The organism is Moraxella equi (assembly GCF_002027555.1).
Lineage (GTDB): Bacteria > Pseudomonadota > Gammaproteobacteria > Pseudomonadales > Moraxellaceae > Moraxella > Moraxella equi.
The window spans coordinates 1-17,875 of record NZ_MXAP01000049.1; the positions used below are offsets into that span (position 1 = coordinate 1).

The 17,875-nt window shown below is 43.8% G+C and carries 19 protein-coding genes; 10 read left to right on the forward strand and 9 right to left on the reverse strand.

Annotated elements, in window-relative coordinates; translation table 11 throughout:
- Positions 1 to 120 precede the first annotated feature (120 nt).
- The 3 genes from rlmB to B5J93_RS05225 are packed head-to-tail and all read right to left on the reverse strand — an operon-like array spanning position 121 to position 1,601.
- Entirely contained in the window at positions 121 to 945 is an 825-nt protein-coding gene (gene rlmB / locus B5J93_RS05215) for a 23S rRNA (guanosine(2251)-2'-O)-methyltransferase RlmB (RefSeq protein ID WP_079325214.1), read from the reverse strand.
- 16 nt (positions 946 to 961) lie between these two features.
- Positions 962 to 1,363 carry a type II toxin-antitoxin system VapC family toxin gene (locus tag B5J93_RS05220; protein ID WP_158080692.1) on the reverse strand — a complete coding sequence of 134 codons (402 nt, stop codon included), beginning with the start codon at positions 1,361 to 1,363 and terminating at the stop codon, positions 962 to 964.
- The gene (locus B5J93_RS05225; protein ID WP_115237135.1) at positions 1,344 to 1,601 is read right to left on the reverse strand and encodes a hypothetical protein; all 258 of its coding nucleotides are present in this window, start codon (positions 1,599 to 1,601) and stop codon (positions 1,344 to 1,346) included. The genes B5J93_RS05220 and B5J93_RS05225 overlap by 20 nt, the downstream gene beginning before the upstream one ends.
- Before the next feature lie 124 nt (positions 1,602 to 1,725).
- Here B5J93_RS05225 and grpE point away from each other — a divergent pair, with 124 nt between their 5' ends.
- The 10 genes from grpE (at position 1,726) to B5J93_RS05275 (ending at position 12,759) form a co-directional block, all read left to right on the forward strand.
- The gene (gene grpE, locus B5J93_RS05230; RefSeq protein WP_079325220.1) at positions 1,726 to 2,244 is read left to right on the forward strand and encodes a nucleotide exchange factor GrpE; all 519 of its coding nucleotides are present in this window, start codon (positions 1,726 to 1,728) and stop codon (positions 2,242 to 2,244) included.
- A 294-nt stretch (positions 2,245 to 2,538) separates the two neighbouring features.
- Complete coding sequence (gene dnaK, locus B5J93_RS05235; RefSeq protein WP_079325222.1) at positions 2,539 to 4,455, forward strand: molecular chaperone DnaK; 1,917 nt, start codon at positions 2,539 to 2,541, stop codon at positions 4,453 to 4,455.
- Between the two features lie 95 nt (positions 4,456 to 4,550).
- Entirely contained in the window at positions 4,551 to 5,693 is a 1,143-nt protein-coding gene (locus B5J93_RS13950; RefSeq protein WP_079325224.1) for a hypothetical protein, read from the forward strand.
- Between the two features lie 72 nt (positions 5,694 to 5,765).
- A complete protein-coding gene (locus B5J93_RS05245) occupies positions 5,766 to 6,056 on the forward strand; it encodes a hypothetical protein (RefSeq protein WP_079325226.1) in 291 nt (96 codons plus the stop codon).
- Between the two features lie 105 nt (positions 6,057 to 6,161).
- A complete protein-coding gene (locus B5J93_RS05250; RefSeq protein WP_079325227.1) occupies positions 6,162 to 7,073 on the forward strand; it encodes a hypothetical protein in 912 nt (303 codons plus the stop codon).
- Position 7,074: 1 nt separating this feature from the next.
- Positions 7,075 to 7,803 carry a response regulator gene (locus B5J93_RS05255; RefSeq protein ID WP_079325229.1) on the forward strand — a complete coding sequence of 243 codons (729 nt, stop codon included), beginning with the start codon at positions 7,075 to 7,077 and terminating at the stop codon, positions 7,801 to 7,803.
- On the forward strand, positions 7,797 to 9,245 hold the full coding sequence (gene creC, locus B5J93_RS05260) for a two-component system sensor histidine kinase CreC (RefSeq protein WP_079325231.1): 1,449 nt from the start codon (positions 7,797 to 7,799) through the stop codon (positions 9,243 to 9,245). The genes B5J93_RS05255 and creC overlap by 7 nt, the downstream gene beginning before the upstream one ends.
- Positions 9,246 to 9,338: 93 nt before the next feature.
- Complete coding sequence (gene creD / locus B5J93_RS05265) at positions 9,339 to 10,976, forward strand: cell envelope integrity protein CreD (RefSeq protein WP_079325233.1); 1,638 nt, start codon at positions 9,339 to 9,341, stop codon at positions 10,974 to 10,976.
- A gap of 99 nt (positions 10,977 to 11,075) precedes the next feature.
- Positions 11,076 to 11,333, forward strand: a complete 258-nt coding sequence (gene nqrM, locus B5J93_RS05270; RefSeq protein WP_079325235.1) for a (Na+)-NQR maturation NqrM — start codon at positions 11,076 to 11,078, stop codon at positions 11,331 to 11,333.
- 244 nt (positions 11,334 to 11,577) lie between these two features.
- Positions 11,578 to 12,759, forward strand: a complete 1,182-nt coding sequence (locus tag B5J93_RS05275) for an MFS transporter (protein ID WP_079325237.1) — start codon at positions 11,578 to 11,580, stop codon at positions 12,757 to 12,759.
- 145 nt (positions 12,760 to 12,904) lie between these two features.
- Here the strand turns inward: B5J93_RS05275 and B5J93_RS05280 are convergent, their stop codons facing one another.
- From B5J93_RS05280 to B5J93_RS05305, 6 genes are all read right to left on the reverse strand, one after another.
- On the reverse strand, positions 12,905 to 13,369 hold the full coding sequence (locus B5J93_RS05280) for a hypothetical protein (protein ID WP_079325239.1): 465 nt from the start codon (positions 13,367 to 13,369) through the stop codon (positions 12,905 to 12,907).
- 2 nt (positions 13,370 to 13,371) lie between these two features.
- The gene (locus B5J93_RS05285) at positions 13,372 to 14,124 is read right to left on the reverse strand and encodes a hypothetical protein (RefSeq protein WP_115237133.1); all 753 of its coding nucleotides are present in this window, start codon (positions 14,122 to 14,124) and stop codon (positions 13,372 to 13,374) included.
- Between the two features lie 93 nt (positions 14,125 to 14,217).
- Positions 14,218 to 14,979, reverse strand: a complete 762-nt coding sequence (locus B5J93_RS05290) for an ATP-binding cassette domain-containing protein (protein WP_079325243.1) — start codon at positions 14,977 to 14,979, stop codon at positions 14,218 to 14,220.
- 11 nt (positions 14,980 to 14,990) lie between these two features.
- On the reverse strand, positions 14,991 to 15,689 hold the full coding sequence (locus tag B5J93_RS05295) for a CPBP family intramembrane glutamic endopeptidase (RefSeq protein WP_078273656.1): 699 nt from the start codon (positions 15,687 to 15,689) through the stop codon (positions 14,991 to 14,993).
- A gap of 42 nt (positions 15,690 to 15,731) precedes the next feature.
- Positions 15,732 to 16,706, reverse strand: a complete 975-nt coding sequence (locus tag B5J93_RS05300; RefSeq protein ID WP_079325245.1) for an iron chelate uptake ABC transporter family permease subunit — start codon at positions 16,704 to 16,706, stop codon at positions 15,732 to 15,734.
- Between the two features lie 9 nt (positions 16,707 to 16,715).
- Entirely contained in the window at positions 16,716 to 17,705 is a 990-nt protein-coding gene (locus B5J93_RS05305) for an ABC transporter permease (protein ID WP_079325247.1), read from the reverse strand.
- Between the last annotated feature and the right edge of the window lie 170 nt (positions 17,706 to 17,875).

Here is a 17,875-nt window from a genome sequence, read left to right on the forward strand (position 1 = left end):
GGTTGGGTTGTAAATTCAAGCATTATAAATGTGCAATACATTCATATTTTTCACAGGGCAAATGGCAATTTACCCCTTGTGTATCCAAAATAAGACATAATAAAAGCCAACCCACTTATCCTAACGGCTTCTAAACACTTCCCACAGCACCATACCTGTCGCCACGCTGACATTAAGACTTTGTGGGCGGTCGGGGCTATCGGTCATGGGGATATAGACGAGTGTATCACAAAGCTCGCCTGTCAGTCGTCTCATGCCGTCCCCTTCTGAGCCCATGACAATGGCGACTTTTCCGCCAAAATCACACGCCTGCAAGGGCTTGGCACTCTCATCAAGAGCTGTACCAAACACAAACACGCCTGCCGATTTTAACTTCTCCAAACACCGTGCCAAATTGGTTACCGCAACCACAGGCACGGCATCGCTTCCGCCCACCGAGACTTTGGCAACCGTTGGGGTCAGTCCCACGCTTTGATGACGTGGCACGATGACCGCCGTTACGCCCATGGCACTGGCGGTACGCAGGCACGCCCCAAAGTTGTGCGGGTCGGTGATTTGGTCAAGGATTAAAAACACCGCATTGTCCTGCCCTGCCAGACTATCAAGCTCACTTTCGTCCAGCATGGGGCGAGAGCGTGCCGACAGCACCACGCCTTGATGTTGGGGACTGCCACACAGCTCGGTCAATGTGTCTTTTTGGGCGGTTTGTACCGACACACCAAGCGATGTGGCAAGAGCGATAATCTCATCATGGTTATCATTGTGATGATTGTCATAACTTTGTACAAATAGGGCTTTGGCATCCATTGGGCGAGTGTTTAAAATTGCTTTAATGGCGTGCGTCCCATAAAAATGGGGTGTGGTGGGTTTTTTGGGTTTTTGGGTGGGTTTTTTGTTTTTTGGAAGGTCTTTTTTAGGGTCTTTTTTAAAGGGTTTTTGGGTCATTGTCATTTTTCCAAAATTAAATCATTACACGAAAGGGATAACCATGAATGCGATAAATGCGAAAATCGCTGTCAATGGTGGCAATGTGGCTTAACGTCTCACGCTGTGCCAAATGCACAAGGCAGGCGTCCGCAAAATCCATTGGCACGTTGCTATATTGGCTCATCAACTCCGCCAATGCTGGCATGTCTTTATGGCTAAATTCAGCAATCTCAATGCGTGCCAAATGCAACCAATTTAAAAACCCTTTACGGTTCATTGGGTTTTTTAACAAAAATAAGGTTTCAGTAACGCACGCCAAACTTGTGATTAATGGCTTTTTATTGTCTTTGATAAATTGAACAGACTTTTTATGATACTTGTCTTTATTATCAAACAACGCCACAAAAACGCCCGTATCAATCAATATTTTTGCCATATTTTTCCAATACCTTTTGTGCAACCAACGTTTTGACATTTTGGCTTAACGTACCGTCTTCACTTTCGGCAAATTGCCCAAACAGCTCTTTACCATGCTCCCATGCCAAATTTTCATGGGGCTGTTGGTCGGCTTTTGGCAATAGGTTTTGGACGTATTGGCTTACGCTTAAATCTTGGGCGTGAGCGTGGGCGATGAGCGTTTGTTCTACGCTGGGCGGTAGGTCTAAAATCAGCATGGCATATCCTAATTGCATTTTGCTCCATTATAACAAAATTTTTGCCCAAACCGACATTATCCCTTGAAATTTTGCCCCATAACCTTTATCAATAAGGGGAATTTTATCCCATTTGGAGAACACCATGAGCGAACAAGAGCCAATCCTAAACGAAAACGAGCAAACCGAACAGGCACAGACGGACGAGCTTGCCAAGCTGATTGCCACCATTGAAACGCTTGAAGCCGAAGTCGCCGATGCCAAAGACGCGGCAGCCCGTGCCAATGCCGAGAGCTACAACGCCCAACGCCGTATGGAGCAAGAAACCGACAAAGCCAAAAAATTCGCCCTACAAAAGTTCGCCAAAGAACTGCTTGATGTGGTAGACAATTTGGAGCGGGGACTAGAAGCAAGCGAAAAAGCAGGGGCGGATGAAGCCACGCTTGAAGGGCTACGCCTAACCCACAAATCTTTGCTTAGCGTCCTAGAACGCAATGGCGTGGTAGCAGTCGGAGAAGTTGGCGAGAGTTTCAACCCTGATTTACACGAAGCGGTGGGCATTTTCCCTGATGCCGAAAAAGACGTGATTGGTCAAGTGTTGCAAAAAGGCTATACGCTAAATGAGCGTACATTACGCCCTGCAATGGTGCTGGTGGGGGCGTAGCCTTGCCCTAAGCGTCCACTACTGCGTTAGGCTCGCTCGTAGTACTATTTGTACCACTTCGCTCGCCTGCCTTGTATTGAACGCTTATTGCTACGGCTACCCAAAACACCATTTCCTTTATGGATTTTGTTTTAAATTTCAATGGCTTAAAACAAAATTTTTACAAAAAATTTTTAAAAAATTTGTCAAATTTTCTCTTGAAAATCCAAATTTGACACAAATATAACACAGCAAGTTTGGCAAAACTGTTTTGCAAATTTGCCAAAAATTCACTTAACAAATCGGAGAAAAATTATGGGTAAAGTTATCGGTATTGACTTAGGTACAACCAACTCTTGTGTGGCGGTACTAGAAAATGGCAACGTCAAAGTCATTGAAAACGCAGAAGGTGCCAGAACCACGCCTTCTATCGTGGCATTCAAAGACGGCGAGACCCTTGTCGGTCAATCTGCCAAACGCCAAGCAGTTACCAACCCACAAAACACCCTATTTGCCGTAAAACGTCTTATCGGTCGCCGTTATGACGAACAAGCGGTTCAAAAAGACATCGGTCTTGTGCCTTACAAAATCGTCAAAGCTGACAATGGCGATGCGTGGGTTGAAGTGAACGGTAAAAAACAAGCACCACCACAAATCTCTGCCGAAGTTTTGAAAAAAATGAAAAAAACTGCCGAAGATTATCTTGGCGAGAGTGTTACCGAAGCGGTCGTTACCGTGCCTGCTTACTTTAACGATGCTCAGCGTCAAGCCACAAAAGACGCAGGACGCATTGCAGGGCTTGATGTTAAGCGTATCATCAACGAGCCAACCGCCGCCGCCCTTGCCTTTGGTCTTGACAAAAAAGAAGGCGACCGCACCATTGCTGTGTATGACTTGGGTGGTGGTACGTTTGACGTGTCTATCATTGAGATTGCGGACGTGGACGGCGAACAGCAGTTCGAAGTGCTATCTACCAACGGCGATACGTTCCTAGGCGGTGAAGACTTTGACATTGCTTTGATTGACTACCTTGTGGACGAGTTCAAAAAAGAGCAAAACGTCAATCTAAAAGGCGACCCGCTTGCCATGCAACGCCTAAAAGAAGCTGCCGAAAAAGCCAAAATTGAACTGTCAAGCTCAACGTCTACCGAAGTGAACTTGCCATACATCACCGCAGATGCCACAGGCCCTAAGCACTTGGTGGTAACAATCAGCCGTGCCAAACTAGAAGCCTTGACCGAAGAGTTGGTGGCTCGTACCATCGCTCCTTGTAAAATCGCCCTAGAAGATGCTGGTCTATCCGCCAGCGACATTGATGACGTGATTTTGGTGGGTGGTCAAAGCCGTATGCCCCTTGTCCAACAAAAAGTGCAAGAGTTCTTTGGTAAAGAGCCAAGAAAAGACGTGAACCCTGATGAAGCGGTGGCAATCGGTGCCGCCATCCAAGGTGCGGTACTCTCTGGCGACAAAAAAGACGTGTTGCTACTTGACGTAACTCCATTGACCCTAGGCATTGAGACCATGGGTGGTGTGATGACGGCAATCATTGAGAAAAACACGATGATTCCTACCAAAAAATCACAAGTGTTCTCAACCGCTGCCGACAACCAACCTGCCGTAAGCATTCAGGTGTATCAAGGCGAGCGTAAAGTGGCGAGCCAAAACAAACTTTTGGGCAACTTTGACCTAACCGATATTCCACCAGCACCCCGTGGCGTGCCACAGATTGAAGTTACCTTTGACATCAACGCAGACGGTATCATGAACATCTCTGCTAAGGACAAAGGTACAGGCAAATCGCAATCTATCCAAATCAAAGCCGACAGCGGTTTGACGGATGAAGAGATTGAACAAATGGTGCGTGATGCCGAAGCCAATGCCGAAGCGGATAAGAAATTTGCCGAGCTTGCGGGCGTGCGTAACGAAGCGGACGGACGTATCGCAGGGGTACAAAAAGCCCTAAAAGAAAATGGCGATAAAGCGACCGATGAAGAAAAACAAGCGGTAGAAACGGCAATCAGTGAGCTAGAACTTGCGACCAAAGAAGATGACGTGGACGCCATCAAAGCCAAGCTAGAAGCTCTTGATAACGCATTCTTGCCAATCGGCACCAAGATTTATAGCACTGACCAAGCCAGTGCGGGTGCGGACGCAGGTCAAGCACAGCAAGCCAAACCTGCTGATGACGGCGTGGTAGATGCTGAGTTTACCGAAGTTAAAGATGATAAGTAATCTTAACTGCCTTTGATTGGAAGATTATAAAAAACACCGCCCAGAGTTGATTTGGGCGGTGTTTGGGTTTTAAAATAAAAAATAAGGAATTTCATATGACACATCAAATTCGCCAAACTTTTTTCAGTCAAACTTTGATAGATTTTTTGGAAAATCTTGGCAAAGAAAAAGACGGACAATTACGCACAAAATTACTCTTATCTGCAAATCTACTAAAAATTATCTATGATAACTTTTCTACAGAAGAAGAGTTTTTAAAAGCCATTCCCTATATGGCAGATGTAGAAAGGGAGATATTGGCAGATTTTCTGCCTGATATCAATTTAATTAAAAATCATACAGATAGTCGTAGCCCTTATTACTATGACAAGATATTTCTAATATCTATGTTTATTGCACAGGAATTAATATTTAATTTAAAAAATCAGAAATCACAATATTCAGAAGAATATAAGCACATTAATCGTGCCATAAATGAAGTTCTCGCTGGAAAGTTGAATGATGAGCCACTGGAAGTAGTTGAAGAGTTTGTTGATAAATTAGATTTTTTCCAAAATAGAAGAGTAATAGAACTTATTAATTACCGTTTTCACAATAAAGATTTTCAAGCATTTTTGAATTATGAAAGAAACAAGGGTGAAGTTGAAAACAAGATTGGCGAGTATTCAACAGAGATAGCAACCAAACAACAAGAAATTACCGATTATTTAGAAGATAAGCAAACAACAGTTAAGGGTTTTGCCGATAAGTTGGATGATTTGAGAAGTAGTTATAATTTTGTTTTGCTTAACAAAGGATTTGAAAACCTATTAGACAAAAAAGAAAAAAGAGCATGTATACTAACAATATTTTTGATTGTAATAGCTTTGTTAATAGTTGTTTTATTTATTTGTAATGCAAATATAGTAAATAAAAATATATTAAACACTATACCTTGGGAAAAAATTGCATTCAATATTGGCTTGGAGTTAATTTTGATTTATTTTTTTCGTGTTATATTATTGGAATATAATTCATTAAAAACACAAATTATGCAATTAGAATTACGAGTATCTTTATGTCAATTTATTCAAAGTTATGCTAAATATGCCAAAGATATTAAAAAAGACGACAAAGAAGCCTTAGAAAAGTTTGAAAATGTGATATTTAGCAACATTTTAGCAGACAGTAAGGATTTGCCCAGTACTTTTGATGGTGTTGAGCAGATTGGAAATTTTATCAAAAATATTAAAGGCTAATTTTAAAAACTCAACAATTATGAACTACCACGCCAAAGACATCTTCTAAGTATTTTCACTTAGGAGAAATCCATGCAACATCTCAAATCTCACTTTGTAGGCGAATGGGAAACCATTGGCTCACATCCCTATTTTTGCACAAATTTAAATCTATATCGCCACATTCGCACCCACCAAGAGCGTGCCATGTATGAATTACATAACATAGAGTATCGTTTTTGTTCAAAGCTCAAATTACGAGCAAAACGTGGTAAAGCCCTGCCTTGTGCATGGCATGATATCAGAGTGTCTGCTTTGGCTTATACCAAAAGCTGGAAACATAATAGCAAACGCCGTCATCAGTGGTATCGCCAAAAACCATAAAAGCATTTGGGTGTGTTTTTATGAAATTTTGATGAAAAACTCCCATATTTTCCCAAAGTCCGCCCGATTTAGGCTAGAATAACCAAAAAATCATTGGGGATTTTTATGAACCACAAACAACTTGTCAAAGCCACCAACCTTATCGCCATTTTGGGGATTTTGGGGCTTGTTTATTGGGTATTTGGCTTTATTTTAATCCAAGTTTTTGGTTTGAAAGTCTTTGAAAAAAATCTCACCGAAATGTTTGCATTTAGCATTTTGGGGATTTTGGCGATGCTGGCAGGAGCATTGATTTTAAATATCATGCTAAACTTGACCCGCATTGCCGAACAAAAAGAAAATCCAAGCACCACCCCCACCCCTGCCACCAAATCGCATATGGGCAAATTTCTTGTGCTTGGCATGGCGATGTTTGGCGTAATAGCCAGTGGGCTATTTTGGGGCGATTATGTTACCAGTCAAAGAAAATTTACCCTAATGCAAACATCTGCCAATCAAGTCGTGAAAAAATATCATGACAAGTTGGACTTTTTGGACAACTATCGCTTTGAAAAAACATGGATAGACAACGCAATCTGGCATACCGAGCTATTACGAGCCACCGACCATAATATCAATCAAGTCGTTATCATTGTGCCTGATAAAATCGGCGATGAAGCGGTGTATTTGGGATTTGATGAATACAAACAAAGCCGTGCAGGACTACCAAGCGATGATGATTTGACAAAAGGTAATGCTGTCGTCTTTGAGATAGCCGAAGCGATAGGTTTAGTGGCAGACGACTCCACCCCAACCAAGAAATATCATCTTAAAAAGACAGATTTTATTTTTAGAACTGACACCGCTCAACGCCAAGTATTAGACCAAATGTTTGCAGGGCAAGCCAAGCCCCACCACAGCTCGCATGACGGTCGTTATGAGATGTTTTATCCTTATCAAGTCCATGGCAAAACCGTGGCGGTACTGTATCTGACTGACTATCTACACTACGGTAAAATCAGCAGTGGGAGCTATTGATATGCACATTCTCATCATCGAAGACGACCCTGCCATTGCCACGACCTTGCGTTTTGCCTTAGAGCGTGAAGGCTATACCGTGTCATGGGCGGACACGGTTGCCAAAGTCGCCCCCTGCCTTGATACGCCACGCCTTGACGCTGTCGTGCTGGACGTGGGATTGCCTGACGGAGACGGTTTTGGCGTGTGCCAAATGATACGCCAAGGCGACAGGCACGCCCACGCCCCCATACTGTTTTTGACGGCACGCACAGACGAGATAGACCGCATTTTGGGTTTGGAGCTGGGGGCGGATGATTATATTGCCAAGCCATTTAGCCCACGAGAGCTGATAGCACGGCTAAAAGCGATATGGCGTAGAGAAAACATCTTTACCCAAAAATCAGACAAAACCGATATATCAGGCAAATCAGACTCCGCTCACACCGACTTTACCAAAATCACAGGCATACACACTTGGCATTATCAAGCCTGTGATTATTCACTTTTTCTAAATAATCACGCCTTGACCTTATCAAAAACCGAGCTTGGTATCATGCTCACCCTACTTGCCAACCCCACGCACATTCTAAGCCGTGAGCAGATTTTGGCAAGTATCTCCGACCACCCCGAACACCGCCTATCACGCACCATTGACAGTCATATCAAGACCTTACGCCAAAAGCTGTCGACGGTGTGTGATGATGAGCTGATTGTAACCCATCGGGGCTTGAGGTATAGTCTGTGCTGAACTTTCATACCCTACTTGACCGCATTTTTAAAAAACGTCTAAGTTTTAGCATTTTTGTGCGGATATGGCTCACCTTTGCCTTGATTACCCTGTTGTCATCGTCCCTTGCCCTATATTATGTCCAAAAAACGGTGCGACCGTCCGCCAAACGGGTGGTAGAAGACAGCCTTGTGGATACATCGATGCTACTGTCGCACATTGTGGCAGATGACGTGGCAGACTTATCAAAAGATGAATTAAATCAAACGCTTAACGCCAAATTATCCCACGCCTTTACCAACCCTGATGAACCGCTTTGGTATCATCAAAAATCCAAAAGCACCTACCACATCTATGTCACGGACAGCACAGGCGTGGTCATCTATGACAGTCGTGGGGCAAGCGTGGGGGCGGATTTTAGCCGTTGGAATGACGTGTATCTGACCTTGCGTGGCAAATACGGGGCAAGAAGCACTGACATCGGCGGGCATTCGGTCATGTATGTGGCAAGCCCGATTGTCTCGGACGGGCAGATAATTGGCGTGGCATCCGTTGGCAAGCCCACCCAAACGCTCATTCCCTACATCAACAAAAGCACCGATGAAATTATTAAGATTATCTTAACCATTATGGTAATCACGCTTGCCACCGCCACGCTCATGGCATGGTGGTTAAGACGTAGCATAGACAGCGTGAACCGCTACACTAAAGGGCTTGCCAGCACCGCTCCGCCCCATTTTTATCTTGGGCGAGAGCTAAACGAGCTTATGGCAAGCATTCACGCCATGAAAGACACCATAGAAAACAAGGCGTACGTGAGCGAGTACGTCCACACGCTCACGCATGAGCTAAAATCCCCCCTGACCGCCATTCGTGCCAGTAGCGAGATTTTGACGGGCGAGCTGAGCCTTGCCGAGCGTGAGCAGTTTACGGGCATTATCCTATCGCAAACGGACAAATTGACCGCCTTAGTGGACAAACTTTTAACCCTTGCCAAGATTGAACAGCCCACCTTTAAACTTGCCATGAGCGATGTTGATTTGGATGCACTCATTCAAACCTACCTAAATCAGCAGTCGGCAACCCTAAAACAGCTTGGCAGAACCGTGCAATTTACCAAAAGTGGTATTCATATCCGTGCCGATGAATTTTGGCTGACCCAAGCGGTGCAAAACGTCATTGACAACGCCATTTATTATGGCAAAAGTGCGATAGCCATTCATATAAGCCAAACCGAGACAGACACGCTGATTTGCATCAAAAATGACAGCGACACGCTGGACGACTTTATCATCAAGCGAGCCTTTGAGCGGTATTTTAGCATGGGCAACAGCCACCGCCAAAAAAGCACAGGGCTTGGGCTAACCCTTGTCAAGCAAGTGATAGAGCTACATGGCGGGGCAGTGAGTTTTGGGCAGGATAAGGGCAACGATGTGGTTGTGGTGATGAGTGTGCCGCGCTGATTTCACACATTTTCCATAAAACCGCCCCATTTTTCCATCATTTTTGCACACTTGAATTTTACAATAGCTTCATCTTATTGATGGAGTAAAAAAATGCAAAAATTCTTATTTATCAAACTTGCCATCATTGGCACACTTTGTTTGTTTTTTGTCATTGCCTTGATGATGATAAACGGGCTGGTCAATGAACGCAAAGCCTATGCCGACACCGTCATTGACGAAATCGCTCAAACCCAAATCGGCAAACAAACGCTCATCACGCCCTTTATCGTCATTGACGACAACGGCTCATTGACCCCTGTACTGGCGGACAGTAGCACCATCACAGGCGACTTGGCGGTCAAGGACGACCAGTATGCACGGGGCATTTATAAGGCGACCAGTTATCAAGGGGCGTTTGCCATCAAGCAAAGCTACACCTTGCCAAGCCTGACCGCCAATCCCCAGCCCCAAACAGCTCAAACTGCCCCAAGCGTTCAGACTAGCCAAACACAGCCCACCCAAACAGGGCAAGGCGTGCCATTTGCCCCATCGCAAGCCATCGTTCAAGCCCCTACTCAAACTGCTACCCAAACCACCACCCCCAAACCAACGAAACCCAAAACCGCCACGCTCATTATCCCCATCTCTGACCTGCGGGGTGTGGTGCTACCAACGGTAACGGCGGACGGCAAAGAAGTGTTGGCAAAATTTGCCGACAAAGAACTATACGCACTTGGATACAGTAGCAATTATCTGACCGTACCGCTTAACGAAGTCAAACCCACAATGGAAATTGACTTTAATTTGGAGCTGGCAGGATTGTCGGGCATCAATTTTGTGCCACTTGGGCAAAACAGCAGTTTGTCTTTAAAGGGTAATTGGACAGAACCAAAATTTTTTGGCAATGCCTTACCCACCCAAAAAACGCTGAACGAAACAGGTTTTGACGCCACTTGGCAAACGCCCTTTTTGGCACAGCAAAACAACTCATCTTTAAATAGTAATTTTGAAAATTGCGAGCATTGCTCCACCGAACATTTTTCCACCATCAGCACCGATTTTGTGGACACAAGCAACGCCTACACCAAAACCGACCGCACCATTAAATATGCGTTGATTTTATTGCTGGTGTCGTTTGGGACTTTCTTTTTGTTTGAAGTGATTAAGGGCTTAAAAATTCACCCCATTCAATATTTGCTGGTATCGTCTGGACTTCTGATTTTTTATGTGTTGTTATTGTCCCTTGCTGAATTGATTGTCTTTTGGCAAGCCTATCTAATGGCAAGTGTGGCGTGTGTGAGCTTGATTACTTGGTATGCCAGTTTTATGCTCAAAAGCTCCCTAAGAAGTTTGGTCTTTGGCACGATTTTAAGTGGGCTGTATGCAGGGTTTTATGTGATTTTGTCCGCCAGCGAAATGAATTTGTTATTAGGTTCGGTGTTCTGTTTTGTATTATTGTTTGTGGTGATGTTTATTACCCGTAAGATTGATTGGTATGCCATTGGCAATAAAGCCGATGATATTGATGACAACAATGACCATTATCACGATGACGAAGCCGAACATACCCAAACCCCATCCATCAAGGAGTATAAAATGCCACTTTCAATCATCGGTCAATTAAAATCCGACATTCTAAAAAATTTGAATACGGATTATGTGGAATTTGGTTTTTGGATTTATATTCCAAGTTTAAAAACCTTGCTAAGTTTTGATAAACAAATTTGCCAAACAATGCAATTCATTTAATAAAGAACCGCTCAATTTTTGGGCGGTTTTTGCTTTTGGGATTAAACTTTGCTATACTGATATTTGTTATACCAACAAAAACCCTTTGGAGTTGCCACGATGATGTCTGCATTTTTACCCATCTTTTTTGTTACTTTTGGCGTGTTTGTGCTGTTTTTTTTGTTTATGGGCGTTGGCTATTTGGTACAAAAAAAGCCACTCAAAGGCTCGTGCGGTGGCGTGGCGACACTAATGGGCGATGAGTTTTGCCAGTTTTGTGGCAACGACCCCAATAAATGCGAAACCCTAACCGAAGACGACAAAAAAGCCATGCTCGCTAACAAAGCAACATTGGATAAGATTGCCAAAGAGATTTGATTTGGTGGTTTTAAAACTTATTTGAATTTTAAAAAGGGCGAATTATTTGCCCTTTTTCTTTTATGATTACTTAACCTCAAAATATACCAACAGGCGTGGAAAGCACGCCCCTACAAAAGTATCATTTAAAAAATACAGAATTGGTGCAAATTAGGGTCAATTCACTGTATTTATCCTAAATTTTTCCCTTTTCAAGCCTTATCCTTTTTTGTTAAAATTCTATCTTTACCCACACCAAACCGCCATGCCAAACACCCCACACTCCCACTCCGCCCTACCCCTTGCCCTACTTATCATCACGCTTGTGCTGTTGGCGATAAATATGCGGTCGCCAATTGTCATGCTAGGCTCGGTCGCCCCCACACTCACAGACGCACTGGGCTTATCGGTGTCCGCCATTGGGCTGTTGGGGTCGCTTCCCATGCCAATGTTTGCCTTTGGGGCTCTGGTTGCTCCCATGCTCGCCAAGCGTTTTGGGCTAGAAGTTATGATGATGATAAGCGGTGCGGTGTTGGCGGTCGGTGTGCTGTCTCGGGTGTGGCTTGGGGTGAGTGGGCTGTTTGTCGGTACGGTTGTTTTGTCGCTTGCCATTGGGCTATTAAACGCCCTAACCGCCCCTTTTATCAAAAAATACGCCCCCAATCACATCGCTCTTGCCACAGGCGTATTTAGCCTATCCATGTCGGTGTGTGCAGGGCTGTGTGCCTATCTGGTCGTACCACTCATGGGTGTGGTGTCGTGGCAGGTGGCGTTGTCGTGGTGGGGGGTATTTGCGGTGATGACGTTTTTTATGTTGTTATTTATCAATAAGTTATATCATGCCGACACCGCCCAAACCACAAACACGCCCAGTCATTTTAACGCATGGAAAAGCAAGGATGCTTGGTATTTGGGCGTGTATATGGGCATACAGTCGTTACTGTTTTATACGGTGGCAAGTTTTTTGCCATCCATTGGCATGGGCTATGGGCTAAGTTTGGCAGACGCAAGCGGACTTGCCCTTGCTTTTCAGCTGTCCGCTCCTGTGGCGATATTTTTATTAACCTTTTTAATCAAAAGAAATTTTCCTATAAAAATCATCGCCTTAGTGGCAAGCCTTGCCAACGTGGTGGGGTCGGGCGGATTTATTTGGTTCCCTGATTGTCTCATGGTTTGGTCGGCACTTATGGGCTTTGGCGGGGCGTGTATTTTTACGTTGTCGCTCATGCTGTTTTCTATTCGTACAACACGACTTGACACCGCTCGGGATTTGTCGGGCATGGTGCAGGCGGTGGGCTATGGCGTGGCGTTTTTTGGCCCGTTGGTGCTGGGTAAATTGTACGAAAAAACAGGCACTTGGGAAGTGTCGCTGTATGTGCTGTTTATTCTAATGTGTATCAATGTCGGTTTTGGCTGGCTTGCGGGGCGTGGGGATAGGGTGGATTGAGTGATATGATTGCCTTATGGGATTTGCACGCTGTCATGCCTGCGTTGGGCAATTGAACTTCTCGCATTTTTGGTGGGGAATAAGGTGGGAGAAATCAGATGGTTTAACCAACTTAAAAAGGGCGAGATTTCGCCCTTTTTAAGTTTTAACAAACAGTACCAAATAAATCAGATTGCTCTAAACCGTCATTCTCATCAAAATTAACCAATTCAATCGGTAGTTCAAGCATATCAATAATTCTTGCTATTTCAATATCAGCACTGAATAGTTTTTTGACACCATTTGCAATGGTAATGCCTAAAATTTGAATATCTACCTTAATAATCTGTTTATCTTTTGATTTATTTTTAAAAAAGTCTGTTTTTAATAATTCTCGCATGATATTAGCACTGACGATTGCTGACTTTTTGTCAAAATCGAATTCTTGAATAAAAGAGTGATTGGTTGTTAAAAACAGTTCTCGCTCCATATTATTATCCCGCACCATAAATTCTGCCAATACGGGTGTTGGCAAACCAATTTTATGATTTTGTCTCTCCAATTGTTGCAATAATAAGCGATATTTTTGTTTATCAGCAACCAAAGCAATCAAAAAATTGTTATCCGCCATTATCATGATGAATGACGCTCCATTAGCCAAGTTTGCTCAGGATTATCCAATGCTCGCCAACCACTTTCACCGCACGCATGAAAGTCGTCCGCCCATTTTGTCAATTCATTTTTATTAGGCAAAACAACAAAACTTTGAGCGGTAAATTCAGACAATTTCATTTGCCAACCTGTCAATTGATATTTGGCAATACCTGTAAATTCAATCAAACTATCCGCCAGCCAAAGCCCTTCCAAATACCCTGCCAATTCATGAGACAATATTTTATTTACTTTAACAGCAACTTGATTGCCATTAGCAAGCAAAATGGTAAAATGGTCAGTATCATCTTTACCATGTGCAGGTTTTTGCAGTTTGCCAATTAGCGTTTCTGTTTGTTTTATGGTTTTTGTGTATTCTTGATAATCCAAGGTTTCAATTAATTGATTTTCACTTTTATTATTTGGCTTTGCCCACAGTTCAGCTTGAATATCAGGATAATATTTGGCGTATTTACGAATGGTTTTTGTCAAAGATTTGTAGGCAGATTTTACCATGCCGTTTTGAAAATTTTGCAAAATTTGGGGGTAAAGCTCTTGATTGGCTAGCACAGAAACCACCGCAGAGCCTTGACGAATGCTATCAAATTTTAGACTATCTTCATTAAGCAGACGAGAAAAATCAGACAATAAAGCCCCCACATCATTTGGATGAATATTATCCAAATCAATGCCAGTCAGTCTGAGTGTGAATGTGGCGTAATTGCTATCAGTCATCATAACGCCCCGTCTAAGTCCAATTAAAGAAAATTATCTAAATATTCTATTATAACACCTTTTGTTTTGATAGTGCAATCTATCAAATCCCAATCACACCACATCCACCACAATCGGCCTGCCATTGTGCATTAGCACCGTTACGTCCACGTTATACAGCACTTTCATGTTTTCGGCCGTTAGCACGTCTTTTGGCGTACCCACAGACACCACTTCGCCCCCTTTCATCATCACAACCGTATCGGCAAATTGGGATGCTTGGTTGATGTCATGTAGCACGATGACCACCGTTTTGCCACGACTTGCCAGCACCTTCATCTGTCGCATGAGTCGCCCTGCGTGGTACATATCTAGGTTGTTGAGCGGTTCATCAAGCAAGATATACGGCGTATCTTGGCACACCACCATGGCAATCAGCACACGCTGACGCTGACCGCCCGACAAGTCGGACAAAAACCGCTCCGCCAACATCTCTAATTCAAAGGTCGTAATCATCTCCTCCACCTTATCCTTATCCGCCTGTGTGGGTCTGCCCTGATGATAAGGATAACGCCCAAACATGAGTAGCTCACGCACACGCAGTCGCCCCTGAATGTGGTTTTCTTGGGCGAGCATGGCGACCACTTTTGCCATATCACTATCTGTGGCGGTGCTGATGTCATGCCCATCAAAGCTGATACAGGCGGATTTGTCCTGCAAAGGATTCATGCGAGCCATCAGGCTAAACAGCGTACTTTTGCCCGCCCCGTTCGCTCCGATGAGTGCGATGATTTGCCCTGTGGGTAGCTCAAAATTTACGTTTTTTAAAATGGGTAAATCGCCGATGTTGTGGCTGACGTTTTTTACTTTTATCATAAATACCCCAATTATTCCAACAAATACAAAGGCAAGCCAAGCCCAAATAAATCAAAAAATGAATGTGCCAAAGTAAATGGCAACAATTCATCACTTTTATAGCGTAATAACAAAAACACAATCCCCAAAGTGGTAATGGTTAATGCTCCTGCCAATCCTTGATAGGTATGAAAGGCAAATCGCACAAACAAAGTAAACACAATGGCAAGGGGCAAATGTTTTTTTGTGGTCAATGCCACCAATCCAATAAAAAATACTTCTTCATAAAAGCCATTTAGTAGGGCAAATAAAATAAAGGAAACAGACCACATACTAAAATGCTCGCTTGCCCCATAATGTGCCTCCGTGGTTGGATAAAGCTCGGGAAAAGCCCAGTATTGCAAATACTCATAAAGCGATGCCACCGTTCCTGCAATGAGAATGTATAGCACCACTTTTGGCAATGTCCAGCGATTGACACTAAAATTTAATTGTTTAAAATCAAATTTACGATAGGTCAAATACCCAAACGCCACCAATAATGCCATAATTTCACTCAAAATCCCCGACCAATTACTTGAGCTGTTGAATTCCAAAGTCTCGGGAGCAACCTGCTCATGACTTATCAATTCAAAAAACTGCATATTGGAACTATAAATGGCAAAGCCAAAAAAGATAATCGCCAAAATAACCACATCAAATAAGTGCAATGATTTTAATTTATTTTTCATTCAACAACCTAAATCTATAGATTAAATTTTATGTATTAAGAATTATTGCATTGTACGTTGTTTGCTATATTGCATAAAAATCAGTAGCAAAAACGCCACCCCGCCAAACAGCTCAATTACCACTTCAAGCACGCCTGCCATTTTAAAGACATGCTCAAACACCGCCTGTCCCACGATGAGCGTGCTACTGGCGATGAGCGTTACCAAAATCAGCCTCTCGCCATGAGCCATTTTTGTACAAAACCGATTGGTCAAAGCACACACCAGTAGCCCAAAAAACGTAATCGGACCCACAAGGGCGGTTGCCATAGACACCAGTAGCGAGATTGTCATCAAAATACCAAGAGACAGCTTATGATACGGCACACCAAGCGAAATGGCACAATTTCTGCCCAAGAGTAGCACATCCAACGCAAACCGTTGTCGCCACACATAAATAAAAGTCGCCACCGACAGCACCACACTGGTGATGAGCAGATTGACATTGACGGCGGTAAAACTGGCGTAACTTTGGGCTTGTACGGTAACAAATTCATCAGGATTTATCATGCGAGCGACCATGTAGGATAGGCTACGAAACAACGTCCCAAAAATCACGCCTACCAAGATAAGCCGCGTCAAATCCTGATTGTGCTTGGTAAACAAAAAACGAAACAAAATCACCGACATAATCATCATCATCGCCACTTCAAAGGCAAATTTACCAACCACAGGCAAGGTGACATAACTTAGCATACCCAAAAAGAACAGCATCAGACTCTGTATCAAGACATATAAGGCATCAAAGCCCAAGAGACTTGGCGTTAAAATGGGGTTATGCGTAAGCGTTTGAAATAACAGCGTAGATACCCCCACCGCATAGCCTACCACCAAAAAAGCAATGAGTTTGCGAGTACGCAGGGGCAAGGCAAAATCCCAACTGATGACATTTAAGGTCAAATACAGCCCACAGCCAATCACAAGCACGATAAACGCCAACAAAATAGGATTGCCCAATAACTTTTTTATAAAATTCATCACACGCCCCTATTTTGATTTTGACAAAAGCCATAAAAACAGTGCCGACCCTAGCACGCCAAAGACGACATAGACAGGGATTTCAAAGGGATAGCGTATCACACGCCCAATAATATCGCACAAAAGGACACAAGACGCACCAAGCAACGCCACCGCAGGGAGTGACACTCGTAGACGATCTCCGACCAGACGGCTCACGATATTTGGCACGACAAGCCCCACAAAGCTAATCGCCCCCACCGTAACCACCACCACCGCACTTATCATCGCCACCATGCCAATGGCAAGCCACATAACAGCGTCTTTATTAACCCCCAAATTTTTGGCGATACCGTCCCCAAGCCCGATAATCGTCAAGCGGTCTGCCATGATATAAGCAATGGCGGACAAAATCCCCACCAGCCACAAGGTCTCATACCGCCCTGCCAGCACGCTAGAAAAATCGCCAAACCGCCACACCGACAGCATTTGCACCGTCTCGGTCTGATACGCCAAAAACAGCGTAAACGAGTCAATAATCCCCCCAAACACAATCCCCACAAGCGGAATGATGAGAAAATCGGTGGGCGGTAAGCGTTTGATAATCTGCATAAAAATCATCATACCGCCAAACGCCATGACGGTTGCCACGCTCATCTTACCCAAAAGGGGCAAGGTTGGCATATATAGGCTTGTGAGCAAAATCCCAAGCACCGCCGACTGTGTCGCCCCAACCATAGACGGCTCAACAAAGCGGTTTTTTAGCACAACTTGCATCATCATGCCCGCTATCGCCATGCTCGCCCCTGTCAAAATCAAAGCGAGCGTACGGGGCAGACGGCTCACCAAAAAAAGCTGTGAGCTGTTGTCGGTGTCGTCAAAGAGTTTTGCCCATGAAAAATCCGCCACCCCCACCGAAATGCTGATGACAATCAAAACAAACAAAAGCAAAAACGCACCAACATTGACAAATGCTGGCGACCACCAAGAAGTTGGGGCGGAGAGTGTCGCTGTGGTCATAGGGTTCCCAAGTGATAATTCCTAAGGTGCATGGTGGAGCAAAGGGGTTTATAATTTAAAATGGGCTTATATGATAAATTGATATGATTAAATCAAAATATATGCCCCAATTTGCATTTTTAAAATAATGTCTTTGTAGGGGCGTGCTTTCCACGCCCTTTGGTATATTT